The following is an 18,729-nucleotide window of genomic DNA, read 5'->3' as shown; positions in this document are numbered from 1 at the left end:
GCGAACTCCTTCAGGATTGCGCGTGGCACGCATGGGCAGAGAATGTTTGAGAGAAAGGTTCGGACCGTCCGCATCATGAGGCTTTCGCCAGATCGCGCGCGATGAGGGTTCGCGCGGTCGAGAAGCATTCCGGCATGCCTGAAGCACCAAGGACGATAACAGACCAGCGTTCGCCGCCGCGTCGCAGCGTAGCAACCAGATTGGCGCCGCTTCCCTTCAGTTCGCCTGCGCGAAGCCCGTCCACACCGTCGACGGTTCCGATAAGGCCGTTGGTGTTACGCAGACGCCGGTCGCCGCTTTCGAAGTCGGGCCGGGATGCCCATTCGAGAAGCTCGGGATAGGATTCCACGATTTCCGACGTGAGCGCGACTGTATCCGCGACACTGATACGCGCCGTGGCGCCGAGGCCGGTCGGCGTGGTCCAGAGGGCATCACGAAGACCGATTTCGACCGATTTCGTCATCATGATTCGAACGAAATCCGCGCTGGTGAAGCCCGTCCATTCGACGAGATGCTTCACGGCCTCGTTGGAGCCGGCGACAATGACGGCACGGGCCAGCGTCTCGACCGAAACAAGGCTGCCGGGCGCGAACAGTGGCGCGGCCGCGCCCGCTGGTGCGGCCGGAATGAGGTGGACAAGGTCGGCGGGGTCTCCGCCCTCCGCCCGCACGAGGTCGAGAACGACCATCAGGGTCATGAGCTTCTGCAGGGTCCCCGGCACGAAGGGCTCTCGGCCCGGGCTTTGCACGAGAAGTTCTCGACGGTTATGGTTGAAGACGGCATAGCCGACATGTGCGCCAATCGGACGTGAGATGATCGACGGAACACCGGGGCGAGCGTCGCTCTCCTTCGTCATCTCCTTCACCAGCGCGCCGAGGCCGATGGAGTTCGAGGCCTTCACCAAGATGCGGTCCCCGTCCTCGACCCAGCGGTCGAGCTCCCTCATCAACCCGGGCGCATCGGCATACCAGCTTCCCTTCACGGGAGCGGCAGGATCGGCCTGGAGTTCTTTCCAGAGATGCTGCATGCGGGAGCCGCAGAGCAGAACCCGATCAGGTTGGAGTTCACGGATCTGCGGAGCGAGTGCGACATGATATCTCTTGTCGTCGTCGCCGAGTTCCAGCATGTCGCCGAGCACCAGAACATCCCTCGCTCCCGGCTCCTGCTTCAGGCGAACGAGGTCGAGCGCGGCCCGCATGGAAACCGGATTGGCATTGTAGGATTCGTCGATGAGCGTCACGGCCTTGCCGCGATAGTCGAGCTTGCGGGTCTGGCCGCGGCCGGCGGACGGCGTGAAATTCTTCAGCGCAGGAAGGAACGGCGCGAGCTCAAAGCCGAGAATCTTGCGGACGCAGAGGCAAGCCAGGCTATTGAGAGCCATATGCATGCCATCCGCCGCGATCTCGTAACGCAGCTGCTTTCCGTCGCCGAGGGTGGCCGTGACCGTATTCGTGGCGGGATCGTAGGTCTCCAGGCGAATGTCGCAATCGGCGCCCGTGCCGTAGGTCATCAGGTTGAGCCCGCGCTTGCGCGCCCTTTCGCAGAGATAGTCGAAATACTCCGTCTCGCGGTAGATGACGGCCCAACCGCCTTCGGGAACGCCTTCGAACAGATTGGCTTTTCTCTGCGCCACGAATTTCAGCGTCTTTCCCCTCGGCAGATGGGACGGGGCGATGTTCGTGATGACCGCGATGTCGGGACGAACGAGCTTGATGTTGCGGAATCCCGGCGCATTGATTGCGCTGACGGCCGCTTCCAGAACCACGACGTCGGTGGAGGGTGCGATATTGGCAAAGAGGAAGAGGATGCCGGTTCTTGAATTGTAGTTGGCCCGGTTCGTTGCTACCTTTTTGTCGACTTGCATCGACTGGACGAGCATATTGGTCAGCGAGGTCTTGCCGGAACTGCCGGTAACCGCGACGACGCGTCCGGCCAGGCGCTGTCGGCCTGCGACGCCGAGTTCCATCACGGCCTGCATGGGATCATCGACCTGAAACACCGGAAGAGAAGGCGCCAGCCCCTCGACCGGCCGGATCACCATGGCACCGTCAATTTGCTTCTGGATGACGGGAAGCCGGTCATGGGTGTCCCAGTCGGGCTTCTGGTCGAGATCGCCCCAGAGCTCGTGGCGGGCCGCGGTGCGCATGTCCATAGCGGCGTAGACGGCGGGGCGTTCGGCATCCTTCGGATCGATACCGGCCCCCTTGTAGATGACCGAGCGCATATGCCAGCCGGGTGGAGGCGGAACCAGCCATTTGCCGCCGGTAATCGTCTCGAGCTGTTGTGCGGTCCAATTGCCCTTCGATTCGTCCGGTGCATTTGCAGCGATCTCGGCGTCCGTACAGGTCTTGTAGCTCGGGACATTGGCGATCAGGAGGGACAAGGCTTCCTGCCGGCCAAGGGCAAACTTCGCGAAGACCGGAAGCCGGACCCGTTCCGACTGCTCTCCTTCACATTTTACCGAGACCGAGAGCTGGACGGAGGCATCTTTCCATCGCCGGATCTGCGACGGCCGAAGGCTATAGAAGTCGCGGTAAATTGTTCCGGCTTCCCATCGGCTTGTCGGCCACATCCAGTCGCAGGGATCATGATCGCAGGACTGTCCCCAATCCGGCAGGCCCGCGGCCTTGTCGGGATGGGCGAGAAAATCCAGCCTCCAATTTTTTTCGGTCGGTTCGGACAGGCGCCAGTAGGATTCTACGAAGAAGAGACCCCTCCTGTCGAGAAGACCGGGCGTCAGACGTGCTCCGAGCAGTTCCAGCGGGCCGAGGGTGACCGGCGTTTCAAGCCGACACTCGTCCGGCACGCGCTCGGCAATCCATTCCGGCCTTGGTGAAGCCGGTCGCTGCAGGGCGTCCAGATCGTATCGGGTCGCGGGGGCGGACGCGAGTGAGGCGAGCTTGCGGCGTGGCGGCGCAAGGGCGATTCCGCAGGTTCCGTCAGGAGAGAGATCAAGCGGCGTATCGAAATAGGCGCTCAGGTCCGCGAAGTTGCGCGCGGCAGCTAGGGCGTCCGGCCCGGCAAGCAATGTCGTTGCGCAATAGCCGATATGGGCGGGATGAAACGTGACCCGCCGCACGCCGGAGGCGTCGACATCGAGCACGAAGACGCCGGTGTCGTTCGTCTCCCGCTGATATGCGTCGAACAGCAAATCTCCGGCATCATGGATGATCGGCCGGTCCTTGTAGATCTCCAGACCCTGGAGCCGATGGGCAGATGTGCCCAGCACGGCATCGGCCCCGGCATCGATCAGGGCGTGGCCCGCCTGACGTTCTCCTTCGGATGGCACGGCTTCGTGATTGCCGCCCCAATGCACCGCCACGAGGACGAGGTGAGCGCTCTGCCGGGCCTGCCGGATCAATGGTGCCAGCGTCTCGCGCCAGGCTGCCGGATTGGAGAGGGGGAGATAAGCGTGGCCGGGCCGATCCGCAGTCGCGGCGAAGGAGGCTTGGGTGGCGTCGATCGAAAAGACGGCGACATTGAAGTGTCCGGCCCGCCGAATTGCCGGTCGCAAGGCTTGTTCGAGGTTGGCGCCGCTTCCGGCATGCGCAATGCCCGCCCGGTCGAGCCAGTCAGCCTGTTCGAGAAGCGCCTCCGGTCCGTAGTCGCCGCTGTGATTGTTCGCCGTGGCGACAAGGTCGATGCCGCCATCGATCAGGGTGGCGAGCATTTCCGGGCGGGCGCGGTAATAGTAGGAGCTTCGTTCGCCCTTATCCAAGCCCTGCTCGCCACATGTCGCGACGACACATTCGAGATTGACGATGGAAAGATCCGCCTCCTTCAGCGGAGCAAGACCCGCCAGCGCATCCGCGTAGTTTCCGCCCCTCGCGCCGTGCAGCCGGCGCCCGATATTGACATCGCCACCCCAGGCGATCGTTGCGGAATACGTCTTGCCGGATGATCTTACCGACTTGGCCATTTTACCCCCATATCGAACGAGTTCCCCGCCGACCGCCCGAAGAGCCGCAGGTTCCCGGATCGCCCGCGCCGACCTGAAGCCAAGACGGGCCTGAGCAGGAAACGGTGTCCAACTCTTCACCGACGGTCCATGGGAACACCCCTGGTTCGTACTCGGCAAGGGGTGGCAAGTCAGCGATTCGCAACCTCGCCACGCGCCCTGATACCGGATGGTTTCGCTAATGGGCCACTTAAGGAAGCAATGGAGCGCCTCTTCTGCTTTGGCGATCGGGCCGCGAGCGGCGCTCGCAAGGCGGCACGGCGACACACATGTCCGATCTATTGTCGCCCAACCGGATGCATGAGTGCACCTGCCGACGCCTGCAACGGTTCGGCCAGTTCGAGCGCGGCGGCGAAATCCCGCGCGCCCACAAGCCGCTCGAACTCGTATGCCACGGCCGCGAGCCTGGTGTCCGCGGGACTGACCGCAGCCAGTTCCGGACGGGCGACGCTCGCCGTGCCGATCATGGCCGACCAGGCTTCGATTGTTTGCCCCCTGGCAGGCCAGCCGGCGCCAAGCGGCTCCCACCGCCAACGAATAAGGCTGCACAGGATAAGGTCCCCCGTCGGTGTGACGGCGACGACCCGGCGTTCGAGCCCCGGTAGGACCAGGTGCCGTGGCATTCCGTCGAGGCGTTGGAGGATTGCCGGCCAGGCGGTCTCGATCTCCATGCAAAGATCCGCGACGCGAGGATCGGGTGCAAAGGCATTCAGGACCGCCCAATCGATCTCCCGGAGCCTGCGCGACAGGCTTGGCTGGCTATTGTCGTAGCGGGCGACAAGCGCCGGTGGCAGACTGCATTCGAGCAGGTTCGCCTTCAGTGCTGACATCCTTGCAGGACCGCGGTCGCCGGCACTCGCCCATTTCGACCCGGACGCAAAGGAGAGGACAAAAACGATGTGCCCGTCAATTTCGTGCTTTCCGAGAAGACGTGGCACACAGGGCAGGACGTTTTCGAGCGTAAGCAGCTCCTCCTCGTGCCGCGCGACGGACTCGAAGGAAGAGTGGAACAGCTTCAGAAGGAATGCGGGGTGGTCGCCTTTGCCGCTCGGCACGACGGTAATGTAGACGATCATACCGCCTTCGACAGGCCGGCAGCGGATGTCCAGGTCCTCGCGTGCCGGCGCCGCCGCGTAGTGGGCGTTGAGCAGATTGCCGATCCAGCCGGCTCTTTCCTCGGGGGAAACGAGCCGCTCGAAACCGTCGGCCTCCCTGGTCTGTGGAAGCCAGGGGGTGCTCGCAAAGAGGAGCGCTTCGACCTGTCTTGCCTGACCGTGCAGCCACGCCAGTTGTTTCGACCCGAGCAGGATGAGGAGCAGAACCTGTCGGGACAGGACCAGAGATATGAAGACGACCGACACGTCGAGATGTTCGTCCCGAATATAGCCGAGGATCGTCCATCCGACGAAGAACAGGAATCCGGCCCCCACCCACCACCTTTCGATGACGTCGGCGCCGACGCGAGAGGCAAGCGGCCACACAAGCCCGTCTCCGCGCAGGCGAATGAAGATCGCGCTGAGGCCCAGATAGAAAAAGACCGAGAGAAGGAGAAGCTGGTCGCGGGCACCGAGCCACCCGAAGACCAGCAGGCTGCAGAACGCAGCACTGATACCGCTGAGCAACCGGTTGTAAATCCGTTCCATCTGCTGGGGGTGCCCGTTGAACAGACCGGTCTTGCCGTGGGCTCGCAGGATGTGTCCGGCCCCCTGGCCGACGAGACCGCGTCTTCCGATGTCGGCGAGAAAGTGAAGCAGGAAGGAAGCGGCCAGCAAGGCGCTGAGAAGGAGAAGGACCGTGTGCCTATCCCGGGCGCCGAACAGTTGTTCGAGGCCGGTCGACGGCACTCCCGGACTGAACAGAACGAGGATCTTCCACGGCAACAGGAACATTGCCAGGAGGGTTACCTGCGACAGGACGAAGAGGAGGACGTAGAGCGTCGACTGGACTGGAGTGTCGAGGAGAACGATCCGGTAGATGCCAGCCATCCATCTGTATCTCGCCACGAACGGCGGACCGGCTATCCCTCGTGCCGATGCATGCGCCAACGGCTAGCTCCTTGCTCCGCATTCGGCCGCGATCTTGATGCCGATCTGGTCCTTCAGGTTGTGATAACGCGGTTCGGCGGCCGGGTAGTCGATCAGCCTAATCCGGTGCCCCCGGGCCCGGACGGCCTGGACGAACCGTTCCTGAAACGCGAAAGGCGTGTTGCTGTCGCGCGTGTTGCCGATCACGATGATCTCGCGATCAGGGTCGGGAACGATCCCGTCTACATGATCGAGTGGGTCGTAAAGGGACGACAGATAGTCGTTCGACGGCATCTGCCAGCCATTCCGCAAACTCATCAATCGCGCGCGCTCGGTCAGCGCAAAGGCGCCGGAGGTGAGAACGGCACAGGATATATCCTTGCGGCCCAGCGTCATCAGACCCGCCGCCAGGGTGGCGCCTCCGCTATGGCCAAGAAGCACGAACCGGGCGATGCGGTAGCGCTGGCGCAACTGATCGAGCGCTGCATCGACGGCCAGGTATTCGCCCGGCAACCGCCGGTTCCAGACATTGCCGCTCGAGCCGAAAGTGCCGGGGCGTTCGAGGAGAATGGTCGGCAGACCCGTCTTCTCAGCCATCTTCCGTGCAAGCGATTCCTGACCCTCGACCGAGTTCAGCGGGATATCGTCCGGGTTCAGCTTCGCCCAATCGTCCCGGTCTCCGCGCAGGAAGACGAGGACTGTGGTGGCATCCCTCACCTCTCCGCCGACGAAATAGCGTATACAGCCCTCTCCGGCGCCGAATTCGACCCAGACGGCATTATCGCCGAGCGGACAGTCATTCCGGTCGGCGGGACCGTTCCACTTCAGTTCGTTCGCGGCGGCGATGAGGGGCGCCAGCGCGGCCATCGCGGTTGCGAGGAAGAAGAGGATCCGCCAATAGATCATGACTTCATACCTTGCGCGCCCGGTCCGAGTGACCGGAGCGATCCGGACACCGGTCACCTGCCTAACTCGCCAACGCCGGCTCTTCCTGTTCAATCCTCTGGGCGACGATGCGGACGAGCTCCCAGAACTTCAGTGGGCTTGATGCCTTGAACGCCACCATGTCGCCGGTCCGCAGGTCCGAAAGCAGGGCCGACACCAGGTCCTCACGCGTCTCGTAATGGCCGGCGCGTATCGCAGGGGGAACCGCCGACTGCAGGCTGGGCGTTTCGCTGCCGATCGTATAGAGCCGGTCGATACGCGCCTCGGCGACGGCCTCGGACAATTCGGCGTGGAGTTCGCCCGACTGCGGGCCGAGATGGCGGATATCGCCCAGGACCGCGATACGCCGTCCTGCCGAATGGAAACGGGCGGCCTTGCCCAGCGTATCGAGACAGGCCCGCATCGAAAGCGGCGTGGCATTGAAACTGTCGTCGAGGATCCAGACCGATCCGGTCCGGTAGTCGTAGCGTCGAAGCTGGCTGCGTCCTTCCACGCCGGAGAAGCTCGCGAGTGCGGCAATCGCCGGTTCGAGCTTGAGGCCGAGGGCATCGACGGCTGCAAGGCTCGCCATGCAGTTGCTCGCCGGGGCGGCGCCGACAGTCCCTATCTCGAACTCGTACCGTCTGTCGCGGCACTGGCAGGAAATGCGGCTGCCAGTGCCGGAAAGGGTCAGATCAAGCAGACGGAAGGCGGATTCGGGATTCCGGCCGAACGTGGTCACCCTCCCGGTCTGTTTGCGGGCGATGTCGCTCGCCTGCGACGCGAGGGGCATGTCTTCGTTGACGATCGCCGCGCCGAAACGGGTGAGCCCCTGAAAAGCCTGCGCCTTCTTCCTCAGAATCTGCTCGACCAGATGGTCAGGATCTTCCTCCTGCTTTTCCACCGCGTCGATATGAGCCAGGCCCAGATGCGTGAACACCACGACATCCGGCTTCAGAACCATGGCGGCTTCCGCGAAGTTGGCGCCGCGCAGCAGCCCCATCTCAGCCACGACGTAACCCGTATTCGGGCTGCTCGAGGCCAGGATCTCGTAGACATGGGTGGCGAGATTGAGGTTTCCGTAATTGGCGGTGACGGTCCCGTATTCCCGCAGGGCATGGGCTATCATCTGGCGCGTGGTCGTCTTGCCAACTGACCCGACGACAAGGACGAGCCTGCCGGAAAACCGCGCCCGCGCGGCTCGGGCGAGATCGGCGAGAGGTCTTGCGGTGGGAGGGCATGCCAGGATCGGCAATTCAGCCCGTTCGAGCACCTGCGCGGTGATCAGGTTGCTCGGCAGGACGAGACATCCCCTGCCCCCGCGCTTTCCGGAGAGTGTTTCGAGCGCGCTCGCAAGCCGCGATTCGCCATAGATGAAATTGATCGCATGTTCCGAGACGGGCAGATTATCCCGCGAGGGGAGTTGCGCACGAACGGAGGTCGGCCGCCATCGTACGCCGGGGCTTCTGATCCATACGCCCTCAACAGCGTGGGCGAGCTCGGCCGGGGTCCAAAGTATAGGTTGCATGTCAGATTTCCGGTTGGCCTTTGATGAGTGCGATCGGGCGCATGGTCATTCGTCGCAAAGCGTCAGACATTCCCAACTGAGATTGCTCACCCGCAGCCGCGCCGCATCGGGGCCCTCCTCTGCTTGTTAGAACCTCGCGCTTCTAATGAACAACATTAGCGTGGCGCACTGGCGGCGCGTGTAGACGACGGCAAGAGCCACAATGTCGGAAACACCGTCTGCGAAATCCTCCTCAAGAACACCAACGACGGAACCAGCGCCTACGAACTGATGGCAGGCTTGTTTTAGCATCCGCTGCCTCAATTCGCTCGTCACGCAAACCGGCACCATCGACGCAATCAGGGTCCGTCATTCCGCAGACGTTTAGGACAAGTTCATCGAAGGGACCTGGAAGGTCTTTGGCGAGGCCGAGCGCACCCTTGCCGCCCGGCAGGACTGGTCCGGCACCTGCCTGCAACCCGAGGAACAGGCCATTCTCGCCGAGGCGCCCACCTCGTCCGATTCGGCGACAGCGATGGCGAAACGACAACCCCGATCAGGCCGGAACAGTTCCTGGTCTCCGCCGTCATGACGACCGCGCATGCGATCTCTGGACCATCTTCGATGTCGTGCAAGAAATCTGCATCACGGGCGGCTTGCGAGGCGTTTCCCGCGACCAGTTCGGTCACCCGCGCCGCATGAAGTCCCGACCCGTCAATGGCATCGATCAGGACATCAAGCTCAACAAGGCGCTGTGGATCATCGGGCAGAGAATGGCCGACATGAAGGCGTGAGGTGAGAGGTGAGAGGTGAGAGGTGAGAGGTGAGAGGGAAAATTGAGGAAAAGGCGTCGCTCGCAAGGGTAGCGCATTCTTCATGCGGCAAACCGACAGATGTGTTAAAGACGCAAACGAGATTCGAAATTTGAGGGCTAAAGCAGCAGGCGCGGAGCCAGCCCGCGCCAACCAGACAGGATAAGCCGGTCTGGCTGAGGCAACAGGCTTTGCCCTCAAACGGAGGAAAGACGATGTGGTTCTTGCCACTGAGTGTTTCCCTAGAATTGAAAAAGACCCGGAAGAGCTGGCTACTCACGATCCGGGTCTCATTCATGTCCTAGGAAACGGGGGGCGGCCGAAAGGTCGCTCCTCACTCCGGAACTGAATATAGCGACTTTCCTCACATTTTCCAAGCATTCTCCGTTCTCTCGCCGCATCGAGCGGCGAGCTCGGTTTCCGGATTGATCGGTTAGGCAGATTCGTGAAGGGTTAGGCCGAAGTATTCCCGGACAGCTTCGCTTTCGAGGGCGGCTTTTCGAAAAATGCGTCGACCTTGTTCTGGCCCTTCGCGCCGATCCGTCCCCAACGCCGCTCAGGGACGACTTCGCCAAACAGGTTCGGCGAAATCTCCAGCGCGTAATAACGCGCCATGTTCCGCTCCTCGTCGAACCGTTCGCCGTAGATCTGATCCAATCCTTCCATTCTCCGATACTCGCCATTTGGAGAGCATATGTCCAATCAGAAAACGGAATCGATCCTGCATGGAGAATCGACCGGATTGATTGGCGGCCGCCTTGCTGCTGATCGCCGCCGCAACCCCGGCCCGAAGGCCGGGCCGCTTGTGCCTGGTGGCACCCACGCGGACCTGCGAGGGGAACCCCCTTCGGCCCCCTCGGACACCCCTGCCCGCCCTAACAGCTCTTCGGCCTCGGCGCGGAAATCCCGCCGGAAGAGCGAACAGACCATCATGGCCGAGGCCGCCGATCTCGTCCGATTCGGCGACAGCGAGGGCGAAACGACAACCCCGATCAGGCCGGAACAACTCCTGATCCCCGCCGTCATGACGACCGCGCATGCGATCTCTGGACCGTCTTCGACGTCGCGCAAGAAAACTGCATCACGGGCGGCTTGCGAGGCGTTTTCCGCGACCAGTTCGGTCACCCGCGCCGCATGAAGTCCCGACCCGTCAATGGCATCAATCAGGACATCAAGCTCAACAGGGCGCTGTGGATCATCGGGCAGAGAATGGCCGAGGGGTGGTGCATTTCAGCTAAAGGCCCAAGCGTCCCGCATATATACGGCACCGCCGCATACTCATCTTGACCAATGGACGGCAGTGCCGTATATTTGCCCTATGCAAAGCGTAATTCAAACCGCTACTTTCTTTCGCAGGCCAAGCGGTGCGGCCTGTCCGACAACGAGCTTCAAGAGATTGTCGCCGTAATCGCGGCCGACCCCGAGGGTGGGGCGCTGATGGCCGGGACGGGCGGGGCGCGAAAGCTGCGCCATGCCCGCGACGGCCAAGGAAGAAGCGGAGGATTCCGTACCATTCACTATTACGGGGGCGGGGATATTCCCGTCTTTGCCCTCGCGATCTACGGGAAGAACGAGAAGGGAAACCTCTCGAAAGCTGAACGGAACGAACTGGCCCGCATCCTTCCTAAGCTGGCCGATGCCTACAGACAGAGAAAGGAGAAGGCATGACCTTCGGAAAAGAGCTTATCCAGAGCGCAAATGAAGCACTGGCGATCGCAGAGGGCCGCGCAGAACCCGCCGCTGTTTTCGTCCCAGACACCATCGACGTTGCGGCCATTCGCAAGCGCCAGAAACTTTCGCAGGCAGAGTTTGCGAAGCGGTATGGTCTGCCCGCTGGCACGATCAAGGATTGGGAGCAGAAACGCCGCCAACCGGATCGCGCTGCGATGCTGCTGCTGAAGGTGATCGAAAAAGCCCCTGACACGGTGGCGCAGGCGATCCGCGCCTGAGTCCGGTGTGCCCGGGCACCAGGTCCGGGCCGCTCGACGTCCGCATCGAGCGGCACGGGCCTGGGCGAGGGGAACCCCCTTCGGCCCTTCCCCTCGGACACCCTAACAGCTCTTCGGCCTCGGCTTGGAAACCCCGCCGGAAGAGCGGGAGCAATTCGCGCACGTTCATCAGATCGACAATGTCGCCACCATGACTGACGCCGCTCGCTGCGACAACGCAGTGTCGATCGCGGTCACGACATTGCCTGCAGCGATCCTCGCGAGGGGCTACCGTACCCAACTCGTCTGACTTTCCGGATTCGGCCGATCTCGACGCGGCGGTTGCGGAAGAAAGCGCGTCGACGTCGCGCGGCCCCGCCCCGGGTTGCCCTGCTGCGTCGGAGCACTCCTCACCTGTCCCGACATCCGGAGGTCTCGAAAGCACCGATCCCAACGCAACGGCCTGCCGCCTCTTCGCCAAGTCGCCCGCAACCGCCGCGTCGAGGTCGGCGGCGACTCCTTCACCCTGACGGTCAACACCGGCTACGGCAAGCTCAACGCCAACCTCGGCGGCGATTTCCACGGCTTGCGTGTCCTCCATTCGCCGTCGCGAAGTGCGGTCACATAGCGGCGGAGACGAGCAGATCGGGCTGCTCGCCGGCGATGTCCACCGCCGCCGGTTCGTTCGAAGCCTCTCGTTCCTGGAGGAAACGCAGGTAGGCGACGAAACCGGACAGATAGTGCTCCACGTCGTCGATGCGGACACGGAAGGCATGGTGGCGGATAAAGAAGCTGCCGGCGATTTTCGCCGGATTGGCGAAGAACATCGCCAGTTCAGGCCAGAAATGTCCGTTCAGCAGATGGCGCGCCCGGGTCTCGAGCGCCCGATAGAACTTGTCGAGATCCACCTCGTCCAGGAGATGGCGATATTCCGGCTGGCCCTGCAGCCGCACGATCATCTTCTCAGCCGCCATCATCAGTTCCAGGAGCGTCGGGAAGGCGGTGATCCTCTCGATGACGAAATCGAGATAGTCCACGAAGTTCTTGATGCCGAAGCGATAGTATTGCTCGTCCGGTTCGTAGCGCGTCAGTTCGTTCACACAGTAAGCGAGCCAGTGATCGTGCGCCTTCCAGTGCCCGGCCTCCATGAAATAGGCAAACGCTTTCTTCACTGCCGCCAGCCACCTTGCGTCGCCCGTCAGGCCATAGAGGCGCATCAGGCCGAACGCGGCCTCGCCATCATAGTAGATGATGCGGAACTCGTCCTTCACCTCGAGCGTGGGATGGAGGAGAACGTGACTGAACCTGCCGGTTTCCGGATCCTGCATGTGCAGGATGCCGAGCGCGAGCCGTTCCAGAAGATCGAGATAGCGGTCGGTTCCTGTGACTTCGCTGTATTTTGCGAGGGCAAGCAGACAGACGGCGTTCCCCCCGAGCTTGATTTCGGAGCTGGGATCGACAAGGAACGCGAGCGAAGCGGTTTCGCGCTCGACCGTCTTGATGAGGACGCCCGTCAGGTATTCGAGGCCGCGATCGATGGCTTGCCTGAGTTGCAGGTCGCGGGTCACCTCGTACGCCTCGATCATGGCATAGAGGGTACTGGCGTGGCGCAGGCTGTTATAGGCATCGATCGGCCGGTCGAAGCATGGATGCCAGCCGTAATGAAACCGGCCCTGCGGTCCGACCTGCGAGGCGAGATAGGCGCTGCCGCGGCGGATCAGCCCGGTCACGTCATCGGCCGTCAGACGATCGATGATGCGCCGTCCGGCGGTCAGGCCCGCCCCGCCGAGCAGGTGAACATCCGGGGATCCGGCGGAGGCGAAAGCCCCCCGGCTCGAGAAGACCCACACGGTCTCCTCTTCCGGAAACGCCAGATCTTTCAGCCCATGCCGGATAGTGGCATATCTGCGGAAATTGCCCTGGTTCACAACGGCATGCGCGAGTGTGGCTCCCCCATAGAGCATCGCGTTGCTGTTGAGTTCGGCTTCGAGAAAGGCGTGCTTGAACTTGTCATCCAGCGATATGCCACGCCGGAAATAGTTGCGTTTGGTCACCTCTAGGCGCTTCTGCAGGTCGCGCCAGGTCATCGCCTCGGCGTATTCGACCCAGTCGACGCGCAAGAATTGCACCGTCATCTTCCTGGAGGCAACCAGTCGTTCGACGCGTTGCGTTCCCCGCCGCCACGCGGTCGCGAAATCCGGAGCCGTAACCGTCACGACCTCGGCCCGTCTCACCCCGTCGCTCACCGAGAAGAACAGGACGTAGGAGGGCAAGGGATCTGCAAGCGCGACAATCCCGCTCTCCACTTCGGGGCGAAGCCTCGCAAGGAGGATAGGCAAAGCAGCGGGCCTCACTTGCCGGCCCCGGCGAGGTCGCGCCCCGTGTCCGTCCCGTTTCGGAGGGACACCCCGCTCGGGGAGAGGGCAAGCCGAAGCCGCCCGCGCGAAAAGAGCCGGATCCCGGCTCCACCTGTCCGATTCTTCGTCATTCAGCCTTCCAAGACTTCCAATTCTGCTGATGATTTGCGGCTTTGGAGAAGTGAGCCCCGCGGCGGCGCTAATAGGCAACATAAGGGGAGGCTCCTCCCCTCACGGCTGCGTGCTGCCCGCATCCGCTCGCCGGGATGCGGGACAATTGTGCCTCGAAAGCGGCTAGAGCAGCGCGTCGACGATGGCCGAAAGTTTTTCGGGAGAAAGGGCACCGGTGTATTTCGTCCCGTTGACGAAGAAGGTGGGGGTCACCCTGACGCCGAGCTCCGCGGTCGCGCGGGCGCGCACCGTCTCGACATCCGCTTGCAGCTTGCGGTCGGTCAGGCATGCCTCGAACGAGGCACGCGAAAACCCGAGGGGAGCCACCACGCGCAGGAGCGCCCTTTGCGCGTCGATCGCGTGCGCCCATTTTCCCTGCTGTTGAAACAAGGCAGCAACGACATCGAAATAGCTATCCTTCGCGCAGCGGGCGAGCATGGCACCGGCCTCCGCGCGTGTGTCGAGGGGAAATTCCCGAAAAATGTAGCGAACCTTTCCGCTGTCGATGTAGCGCTTCATGATGACCGGCAATGTCGTCGCATGGAAGCGCGCGCAATGCCCGCAGGTGAGCGACGCATATTCGATGATCGTGACGGGAGCGCGGGCCGCTCCCATCGCCATATCCGGCAGGCCGCCGGATCGCGATCCCTTGTCCGGCTCTGCCGCGGCCCGCGCATCGGGTTGGCGACCCAAAACAGGCCGAAGCGCGCCGTCTTTTGCAAGCGCCATAGGCGCGTCCGCACTGCATGCCAGTACGGCGAGCACCACGGCGACCGCCCGGCGCAACCGCCTCTTTCCGCTCGAAATGCCGTTTGGGCGGTGCATAGGGGAAGTCTGCATCCTGGTGGTCCTTTGCTGAATAAGAAGAGCACAGGCGAGCTCGGCACATCGCTCCGCTCGTCCGGCATGCGTACGTCGGCCTGCCATACGGCGTCATTGCGTTATGTGCAGACCCATTCATGGATACGGCACTGATTTTCCTCGCCGCCGCATTCGTGAATCGCCCTGTGCTCGGCTTCGCGGCGCGTCGGAGCGGCAGCGGCTCCCCAAGAAGGCAGGCCGTCGGTGGAGGGCCGGCCTACTGCATAGGCCGCGCAGTGCCAGCGTCGGGCGGCGGGAGCATCGTTACCGTTCAGATCGCTGAGGATGACGACGGCGGTATGGCAATCGGTGCCGTGCGCCGTCCGGCAGTCGCTGATTGCCCGCTCCACGGCATCCGCCTGCCTGTCCGCGCCCCAGAAGAAGCCGTGCCGATCCGTCGCGGGTGAATAGGCGATGGCTCCCCATATCCCTCGCGGCTCCTGGCGTGCCGGCCCGGTCGCGGCCGGATCCCCGGAATTGACCATCAACGGCGCAACGACTGCGGCTGCAAACAATCCGGAAATAGGTTTCATTGTCCTGTCCTCCTGCCTCCCATGGGGAGGCTGCCCAAAGCGTTCAATCCGGCGTCATGTGGTCCACCGCGCCGACAAAGTTGCGGACGGAACGGATAACGACGGCTTGCTCTGCCTGCTGTCGGCGAGAAGGACCCTCGCACTTCCCGCTGGCGAAGGCGCGCATGGCATGACTGCCGGCGTCGCTTCGCCCGCCAGGTGGGCTGCAAAGGATGCCGTTTGATATCCGGGTATGATTACGCCATTCCGGCACGCTGTGACTTCCTCGAATCGACATAAATTTACTATAAAAATAGGGAGATTATTTACTAATACACAATATTAGACGTTATTTACCTGCCATAGTTCTTTCTAGTATTCGGGAGCGTGGCTCTCGGTCGCGACCGGCACCTGCAGTCGCGAAGGTGCCGCCGCCGTTGGCCATCATCCGGCGGTCAGTCAACGCCGAGTGGTTGATGGCGCTGAAGGTCGGCACGAAAACCGGCACAGGCGATGGCGAGAAGAATAGCTTCCGGCTGGCCTGGCATAACGGCGACCGCAACAGGGACTGGGAGACACGGACGGCCACCGTCGAGCTGCGCATTCCGAAGCTGCGCACGGGTAGCTATCTCCGTCCGATCGAATCTGAAAACAAAGTAGGATTAGCTTGAACGCACTGTCCGAAAGCGCCGCGGCAGGCCACACCGCTGTCGAAATGTCAAAGATCGCCGATCGTCGCCAAGTGAGGATTAATCAGAGAAAGTCGCGCTGGGCCGCATTGCGTCTTTGTCGTTCATTCGGGTATCCAAATCGAGAACTGATTTTGTCCGAACTGGGTTCGTTCATAGTGGACCTGCCCGCCATGGGCCTCGGCAATGAGGACGGCGGCCCACAGCCCGACGCCATGGCCTTTCGACCCCTTTCCGCGCCAGTGACGGGCGAACATGTTGGTTCGAACCTCCTCGTCAAGCGGCGGACCAGAATCGCGCACATGAAAGACGACACCGGCCCGCCCTTTCCAATTCCGTTGGGCAACTTCTACCATAACCGACGCCCGTGCCCCGCTATGAAGCTGCGCGTTATCGATCAGCTTGCTAAGCCCGATGGCGAGAATATCAGTATCGCCATGACCGACGATTCCCACCTCACCGCAAGGGCCGTTTTCGTGCCCCGCGGCCTTGAGGCAGGAGCGTGCCAGGTCCAGCGCATCGAAGGGAAGAGTCCGGCGTTCATTGAGCCTCGCTCGGATATCCTCGATATGCAACAAGGACTGGACGAGTTCGTCAATCTTGCCTGCGTTGCCGGAAATCCTGCGAGTGCGCTCGAGAATCTCGGACCGGGGCTCGATCCTCTCGATGTTTCGGCTACTGGCCGTAATGATGGCGAGCGGCGTTTTGATTTGATGACTGAATATCTTGACCCAGTTGCCATGGGTTTCGGCAGCCTGCCTGCTGAGATCGGCGGCCATCCGCTCCATCGCCAGATGTGCCTTCGCCTCTCGGTGCTCCTTCCTCATGGTCACGCTTTCAGCGACGGTGAAGGTGAAATTAAACAGGACAGAAACCAACAACGAGATTTCCGACGAATAGAAAGCAAGGGGAGAAGGGCCGACGACGCCGACTAACTGCAAACAGGTAATAATGAATCCGATGGGAATTCCAATCAGGCCAGCCCCGAGGACCCGTGGATGACGGAGAGCCTTCTTGCGGTGAGAAAGGAGGATGCACGCTGGAACCCAGCCCAGGGCCACTGCGAGGCCGAGCAACAGGGACAAATAGGCAATGCTACTGTAGCCTCCTGCCACCGCCACGATTGCACCGCCGAGGCTGACGAGGAGCAAGCCGCGCGAGACATGGTCAAGCAAGCTCGAAACGAGCGTAATCCGGGTGGCATCCCTGTAGAAAACGATAGCGGCGGCTAACAAAAGACACATGGAGACACCAACCCCTCTGTCCAACAGAGCCGGTGGAGCGGCTTGGACAAGAGACAGGTATCCGTCGCGGGTGAGCAGGAAAATGAAGGCTGCGGCTGCATATATGGCTATTCCGCGGAAGATCGAAAGGCGATGCACCCCCCAGTGGATCGCACTGGCCGCACACATAGCCAGGACGCCCAGGATAAGCGCGCCGGCGAGGAGACTTTCCACCAGCAGATAGCCGGAGTAGCGTGCCTGTGTGTCGATCTGCGGCCAGAAGAGTACCGAACTCTTTGACTTCACGCGGACATATGCGATGTCGCGATCGGTTCCACTGAAGAGCACCGGGGCAGCAAAACCCCGCCATCGGAAGATCCGGCCCGATGCGGGCCTCGTATCTCCTTGGGAATAGGTCTCAAACGCGTTGACTGCCTCAGAGACTGTACTTCCCTCGCCTGGATTTGGAACGAAGAACGTTACCTCGTCCAGGAAAGTTGGAAGTGTGAAGATTACTCCCGCCTTGCCCGCAGGCCCGACGAAGCGGAGCCTGACCCAAAAAGTGTCAGAGGAATAGCCCGCTGCAAAGCCACTGTTTGGGAGGGTACGCCACGACCGCGACACGGCTACCTCGGAGGCCGTCAAGGAACCGTTCTCGTCCCGTAACAGTTCTACGGCCAACAGACGCGCTTCGGCCGCATGCGTTGGCGACAGGAACGTGTGGAACATGCACGTGGATAATGCATGCACGATGAGCGCACGAATGCACAATCTCCTGACGGACGCAAAACGGAAGGGACCGGATCTGGCCGCGCTGTGCACATTGCCGCCATCGCCGCATTCGAAAGGATAAGTCACGCGATATGGCCGCCGAGCAGTGAAAGAATAATCAACTGAATATGTAGCGAATATAGTAATTAGTTAGAACTTAAAAGGTGGCACTTGAGCACCTTTGTTCCAAATTGGTTCAGACTTTTCCCCCTGACACTACCGACGAGCGAGAACTCAAGTCCATGTACTGAGAGCGATGCGCGCTATAGTTGCTACACCTCCGGAATATGCTCTCAATGCAAGCATAGTTGACGTGTAGTTACGAGATACAACTCAGCGGGAAATCGGCTGAAAGCGCCGAACAGACACGCTCGAGCTGGCTCGCCGTGCTTGTGGCGTGAGCAGGACTCGCCGATGTTCGCGTCGCGCAGGGCAGGATCGCCGGCCTCGAAAAAGAAAAACCCGGGAGGCGAAGCCCCCCGGGAGATTTGGCGACAGGAGTTGAAGTCCGGCGTCAGACCGCTATCTGCATGTCCTGGTCGATCCAGAGCGTGGCCCCGGCATTGGTGTAGACGTCGAACGTCACGCCGCCTGAGGTCTCGGTGCCGCCGGTAGCAGTGAACCCGACCGCCGTCACGCTGTCGTCCGTCCCGCCGACGATCATCAGCGTGTCGGTGGTATCCGACATGTCGAGCACCGACTGCAGGTCCAGCGTCACGCTGTTGGCGCCGGAGCCGCCGATATCGATCATCTCGATGCCGGTGACCGTGTCGGAGGCGAGCGCCGGGAAGACGATCGAAATGCCGCTTCCGTCGAGCACCAGGCTGTCGGTGCCCGCCCCGCCGTCGATCCGGGCGAAGGCGAGATCCGAGACGTGGATCGTATCGTTGCCTCCAAAGCCGAGGAGCGTATCGGCCCCACCCCCGCCGGTCAGGATGTCGTTGACATCCGAGCCGGCGAGCCAGTCAGCGCTACTCGTTCCTGCGGTCGGC

13 protein-coding genes and 1 pseudogene are annotated in these 18,729 nt (G+C 62.0%); 4 read left to right on the top strand and 10 right to left on the bottom strand.

Annotation, left to right across the window (positions count from 1 at the left end; all coding sequences use genetic code 11):
- Positions 1–73 precede the first annotated feature (73 nt).
- The 5 genes from NHF53_RS23075 to NHF53_RS23055 form a co-directional block, all read right to left on the bottom strand.
- The gene (locus tag NHF53_RS23075) at positions 74–3,919 is read right to left on the bottom strand and encodes a CapA family protein (RefSeq protein ID WP_252836293.1); all 3,846 of its coding nucleotides are present in this window, start codon (positions 3,917–3,919) and stop codon (positions 74–76) included.
- A 317-nt stretch (positions 3,920–4,236) separates the two neighbouring features.
- The gene (locus NHF53_RS23070) at positions 4,237–5,943 is read right to left on the bottom strand and encodes a hypothetical protein (RefSeq protein ID WP_252836292.1); all 1,707 of its coding nucleotides are present in this window, start codon (positions 5,941–5,943) and stop codon (positions 4,237–4,239) included.
- A gap of 63 nt (positions 5,944–6,006) precedes the next feature.
- On the bottom strand, positions 6,007–6,888 hold the full coding sequence (locus tag NHF53_RS23065) for a S9 family peptidase (protein WP_252836291.1): 882 nt from the start codon (positions 6,886–6,888) through the stop codon (positions 6,007–6,009).
- 61 nt (positions 6,889–6,949) lie between these two features.
- The gene (gene murF / locus NHF53_RS23060) at positions 6,950–8,434 is read right to left on the bottom strand and encodes a UDP-N-acetylmuramoyl-tripeptide--D-alanyl-D-alanine ligase (protein WP_252836290.1); all 1,485 of its coding nucleotides are present in this window, start codon (positions 8,432–8,434) and stop codon (positions 6,950–6,952) included.
- Between the two features lie 1,244 nt (positions 8,435–9,678).
- The gene (locus NHF53_RS23055; RefSeq protein ID WP_252836289.1) at positions 9,679–9,891 is read right to left on the bottom strand and encodes a WGR domain-containing protein; all 213 of its coding nucleotides are present in this window, start codon (positions 9,889–9,891) and stop codon (positions 9,679–9,681) included.
- Between the two features lie 265 nt (positions 9,892–10,156).
- On the opposite strand from NHF53_RS23055, the gene NHF53_RS23050 reads away from it, so the two are divergent.
- From NHF53_RS23050 to nadS, 3 genes are all read left to right on the top strand, one after another.
- Positions 10,157–10,363, top strand: coding sequence for a hypothetical protein (locus NHF53_RS23050; RefSeq protein ID WP_252836288.1), 207 nt, complete (start codon positions 10,157–10,159; stop codon positions 10,361–10,363).
- A gap of 173 nt (positions 10,364–10,536) precedes the next feature.
- Complete coding sequence (locus NHF53_RS23045; protein ID WP_252836287.1) at positions 10,537–10,893, top strand: type II toxin-antitoxin system RelE/ParE family toxin; 357 nt, start codon at positions 10,537–10,539, stop codon at positions 10,891–10,893.
- Positions 10,890–11,174 carry a NadS family protein gene (gene nadS, locus NHF53_RS23040; RefSeq protein ID WP_252836286.1) on the top strand — a complete coding sequence of 95 codons (285 nt, stop codon included), beginning with the start codon at positions 10,890–10,892 and terminating at the stop codon, positions 11,172–11,174. Before NHF53_RS23045 ends, nadS begins: the two co-directional genes overlap by 4 nt.
- 599 nt (positions 11,175–11,773) lie before the next feature.
- On the opposite strand, the gene NHF53_RS23035 is transcribed toward nadS, so the two are convergent.
- From NHF53_RS23035 to NHF53_RS23025, 3 genes are all read right to left on the bottom strand, one after another.
- A complete protein-coding gene (locus tag NHF53_RS23035; protein WP_252836285.1) occupies positions 11,774–13,507 on the bottom strand; it encodes a hypothetical protein in 1,734 nt (577 codons plus the stop codon).
- A 297-nt stretch (positions 13,508–13,804) separates the two neighbouring features.
- A complete protein-coding gene (locus NHF53_RS23030; protein ID WP_252836284.1) occupies positions 13,805–14,521 on the bottom strand; it encodes a DsbA family protein in 717 nt (238 codons plus the stop codon).
- 101 nt (positions 14,522–14,622) lie between these two features.
- Positions 14,623–15,075, bottom strand: coding sequence for a DUF4189 domain-containing protein (locus tag NHF53_RS23025; protein WP_252836283.1), 453 nt, complete (start codon positions 15,073–15,075; stop codon positions 14,623–14,625).
- A gap of 443 nt (positions 15,076–15,518) precedes the next feature.
- Between NHF53_RS23025 and NHF53_RS23020 the strand changes: the two are divergent.
- A pseudogene (locus tag NHF53_RS23020) lies at positions 15,519–15,683 on the top strand (transposase); the annotation flags it as partial.
- Between the two features lie 164 nt (positions 15,684–15,847).
- Here NHF53_RS23020 and NHF53_RS23015 read toward each other — a convergent pair.
- Positions 15,848–17,824, bottom strand: a complete 1,977-nt coding sequence (locus NHF53_RS23015; protein ID WP_252836282.1) for a 7TM-DISM domain-containing protein — start codon at positions 17,822–17,824, stop codon at positions 15,848–15,850.
- A gap of 427 nt (positions 17,825–18,251) precedes the next feature.
- Positions 18,252–18,729, bottom strand: a 478-nt coding sequence (locus tag NHF53_RS23010; RefSeq protein WP_374591316.1) for a calcium-binding protein, incomplete at its 5' end; no start/stop codon positions are given.

This window comes from Ciceribacter sp. RN22 (assembly GCF_024054295.1).
GTDB classification, from domain to species: Bacteria; Pseudomonadota; Alphaproteobacteria; order Rhizobiales; family Rhizobiaceae; genus Allorhizobium; species Allorhizobium lividum.
This window is presented reverse-complemented; position numbering and strand designations above follow the sequence as displayed.

Bases quoted from the DNA above. Each gene is read 5' to 3' on its own strand.
- NHF53_RS23075 (WP_252836293.1), bottom strand. From the start codon at position 3,919: ATGGCCAAGTCGGTAAGATCATCCGGCAAGACGTATTCCGCAACGATC.
- NHF53_RS23070 (WP_252836292.1), bottom strand. From the start codon at position 5,943: ATGGCTGGCATCTACCGGATCGTTCTCCTCGACACTCCAGTCCAGTCG.
- NHF53_RS23065 (WP_252836291.1), bottom strand. From the start codon at position 6,888: ATGATCTATTGGCGGATCCTCTTCTTCCTCGCAACCGCGATGGCCGCG.
- murF (WP_252836290.1), bottom strand. From the start codon at position 8,434: ATGCAACCTATACTTTGGACCCCGGCCGAGCTCGCCCACGCTGTTGAG.
- NHF53_RS23055 (WP_252836289.1), bottom strand. From the start codon at position 9,891: ATGGAAGGATTGGATCAGATCTACGGCGAACGGTTCGACGAGGAGCGG.
- NHF53_RS23050 (WP_252836288.1), top strand. From the start codon at position 10,157: ATGGCCGAGGCCGCCGATCTCGTCCGATTCGGCGACAGCGAGGGCGAA.
- nadS (WP_252836286.1), top strand. From the start codon at position 10,890: ATGACCTTCGGAAAAGAGCTTATCCAGAGCGCAAATGAAGCACTGGCG.
- NHF53_RS23030 (WP_252836284.1), bottom strand. From the start codon at position 14,521: ATGCAGACTTCCCCTATGCACCGCCCAAACGGCATTTCGAGCGGAAAG.
- NHF53_RS23025 (WP_252836283.1), bottom strand. From the start codon at position 15,075: ATGAAACCTATTTCCGGATTGTTTGCAGCCGCAGTCGTTGCGCCGTTG.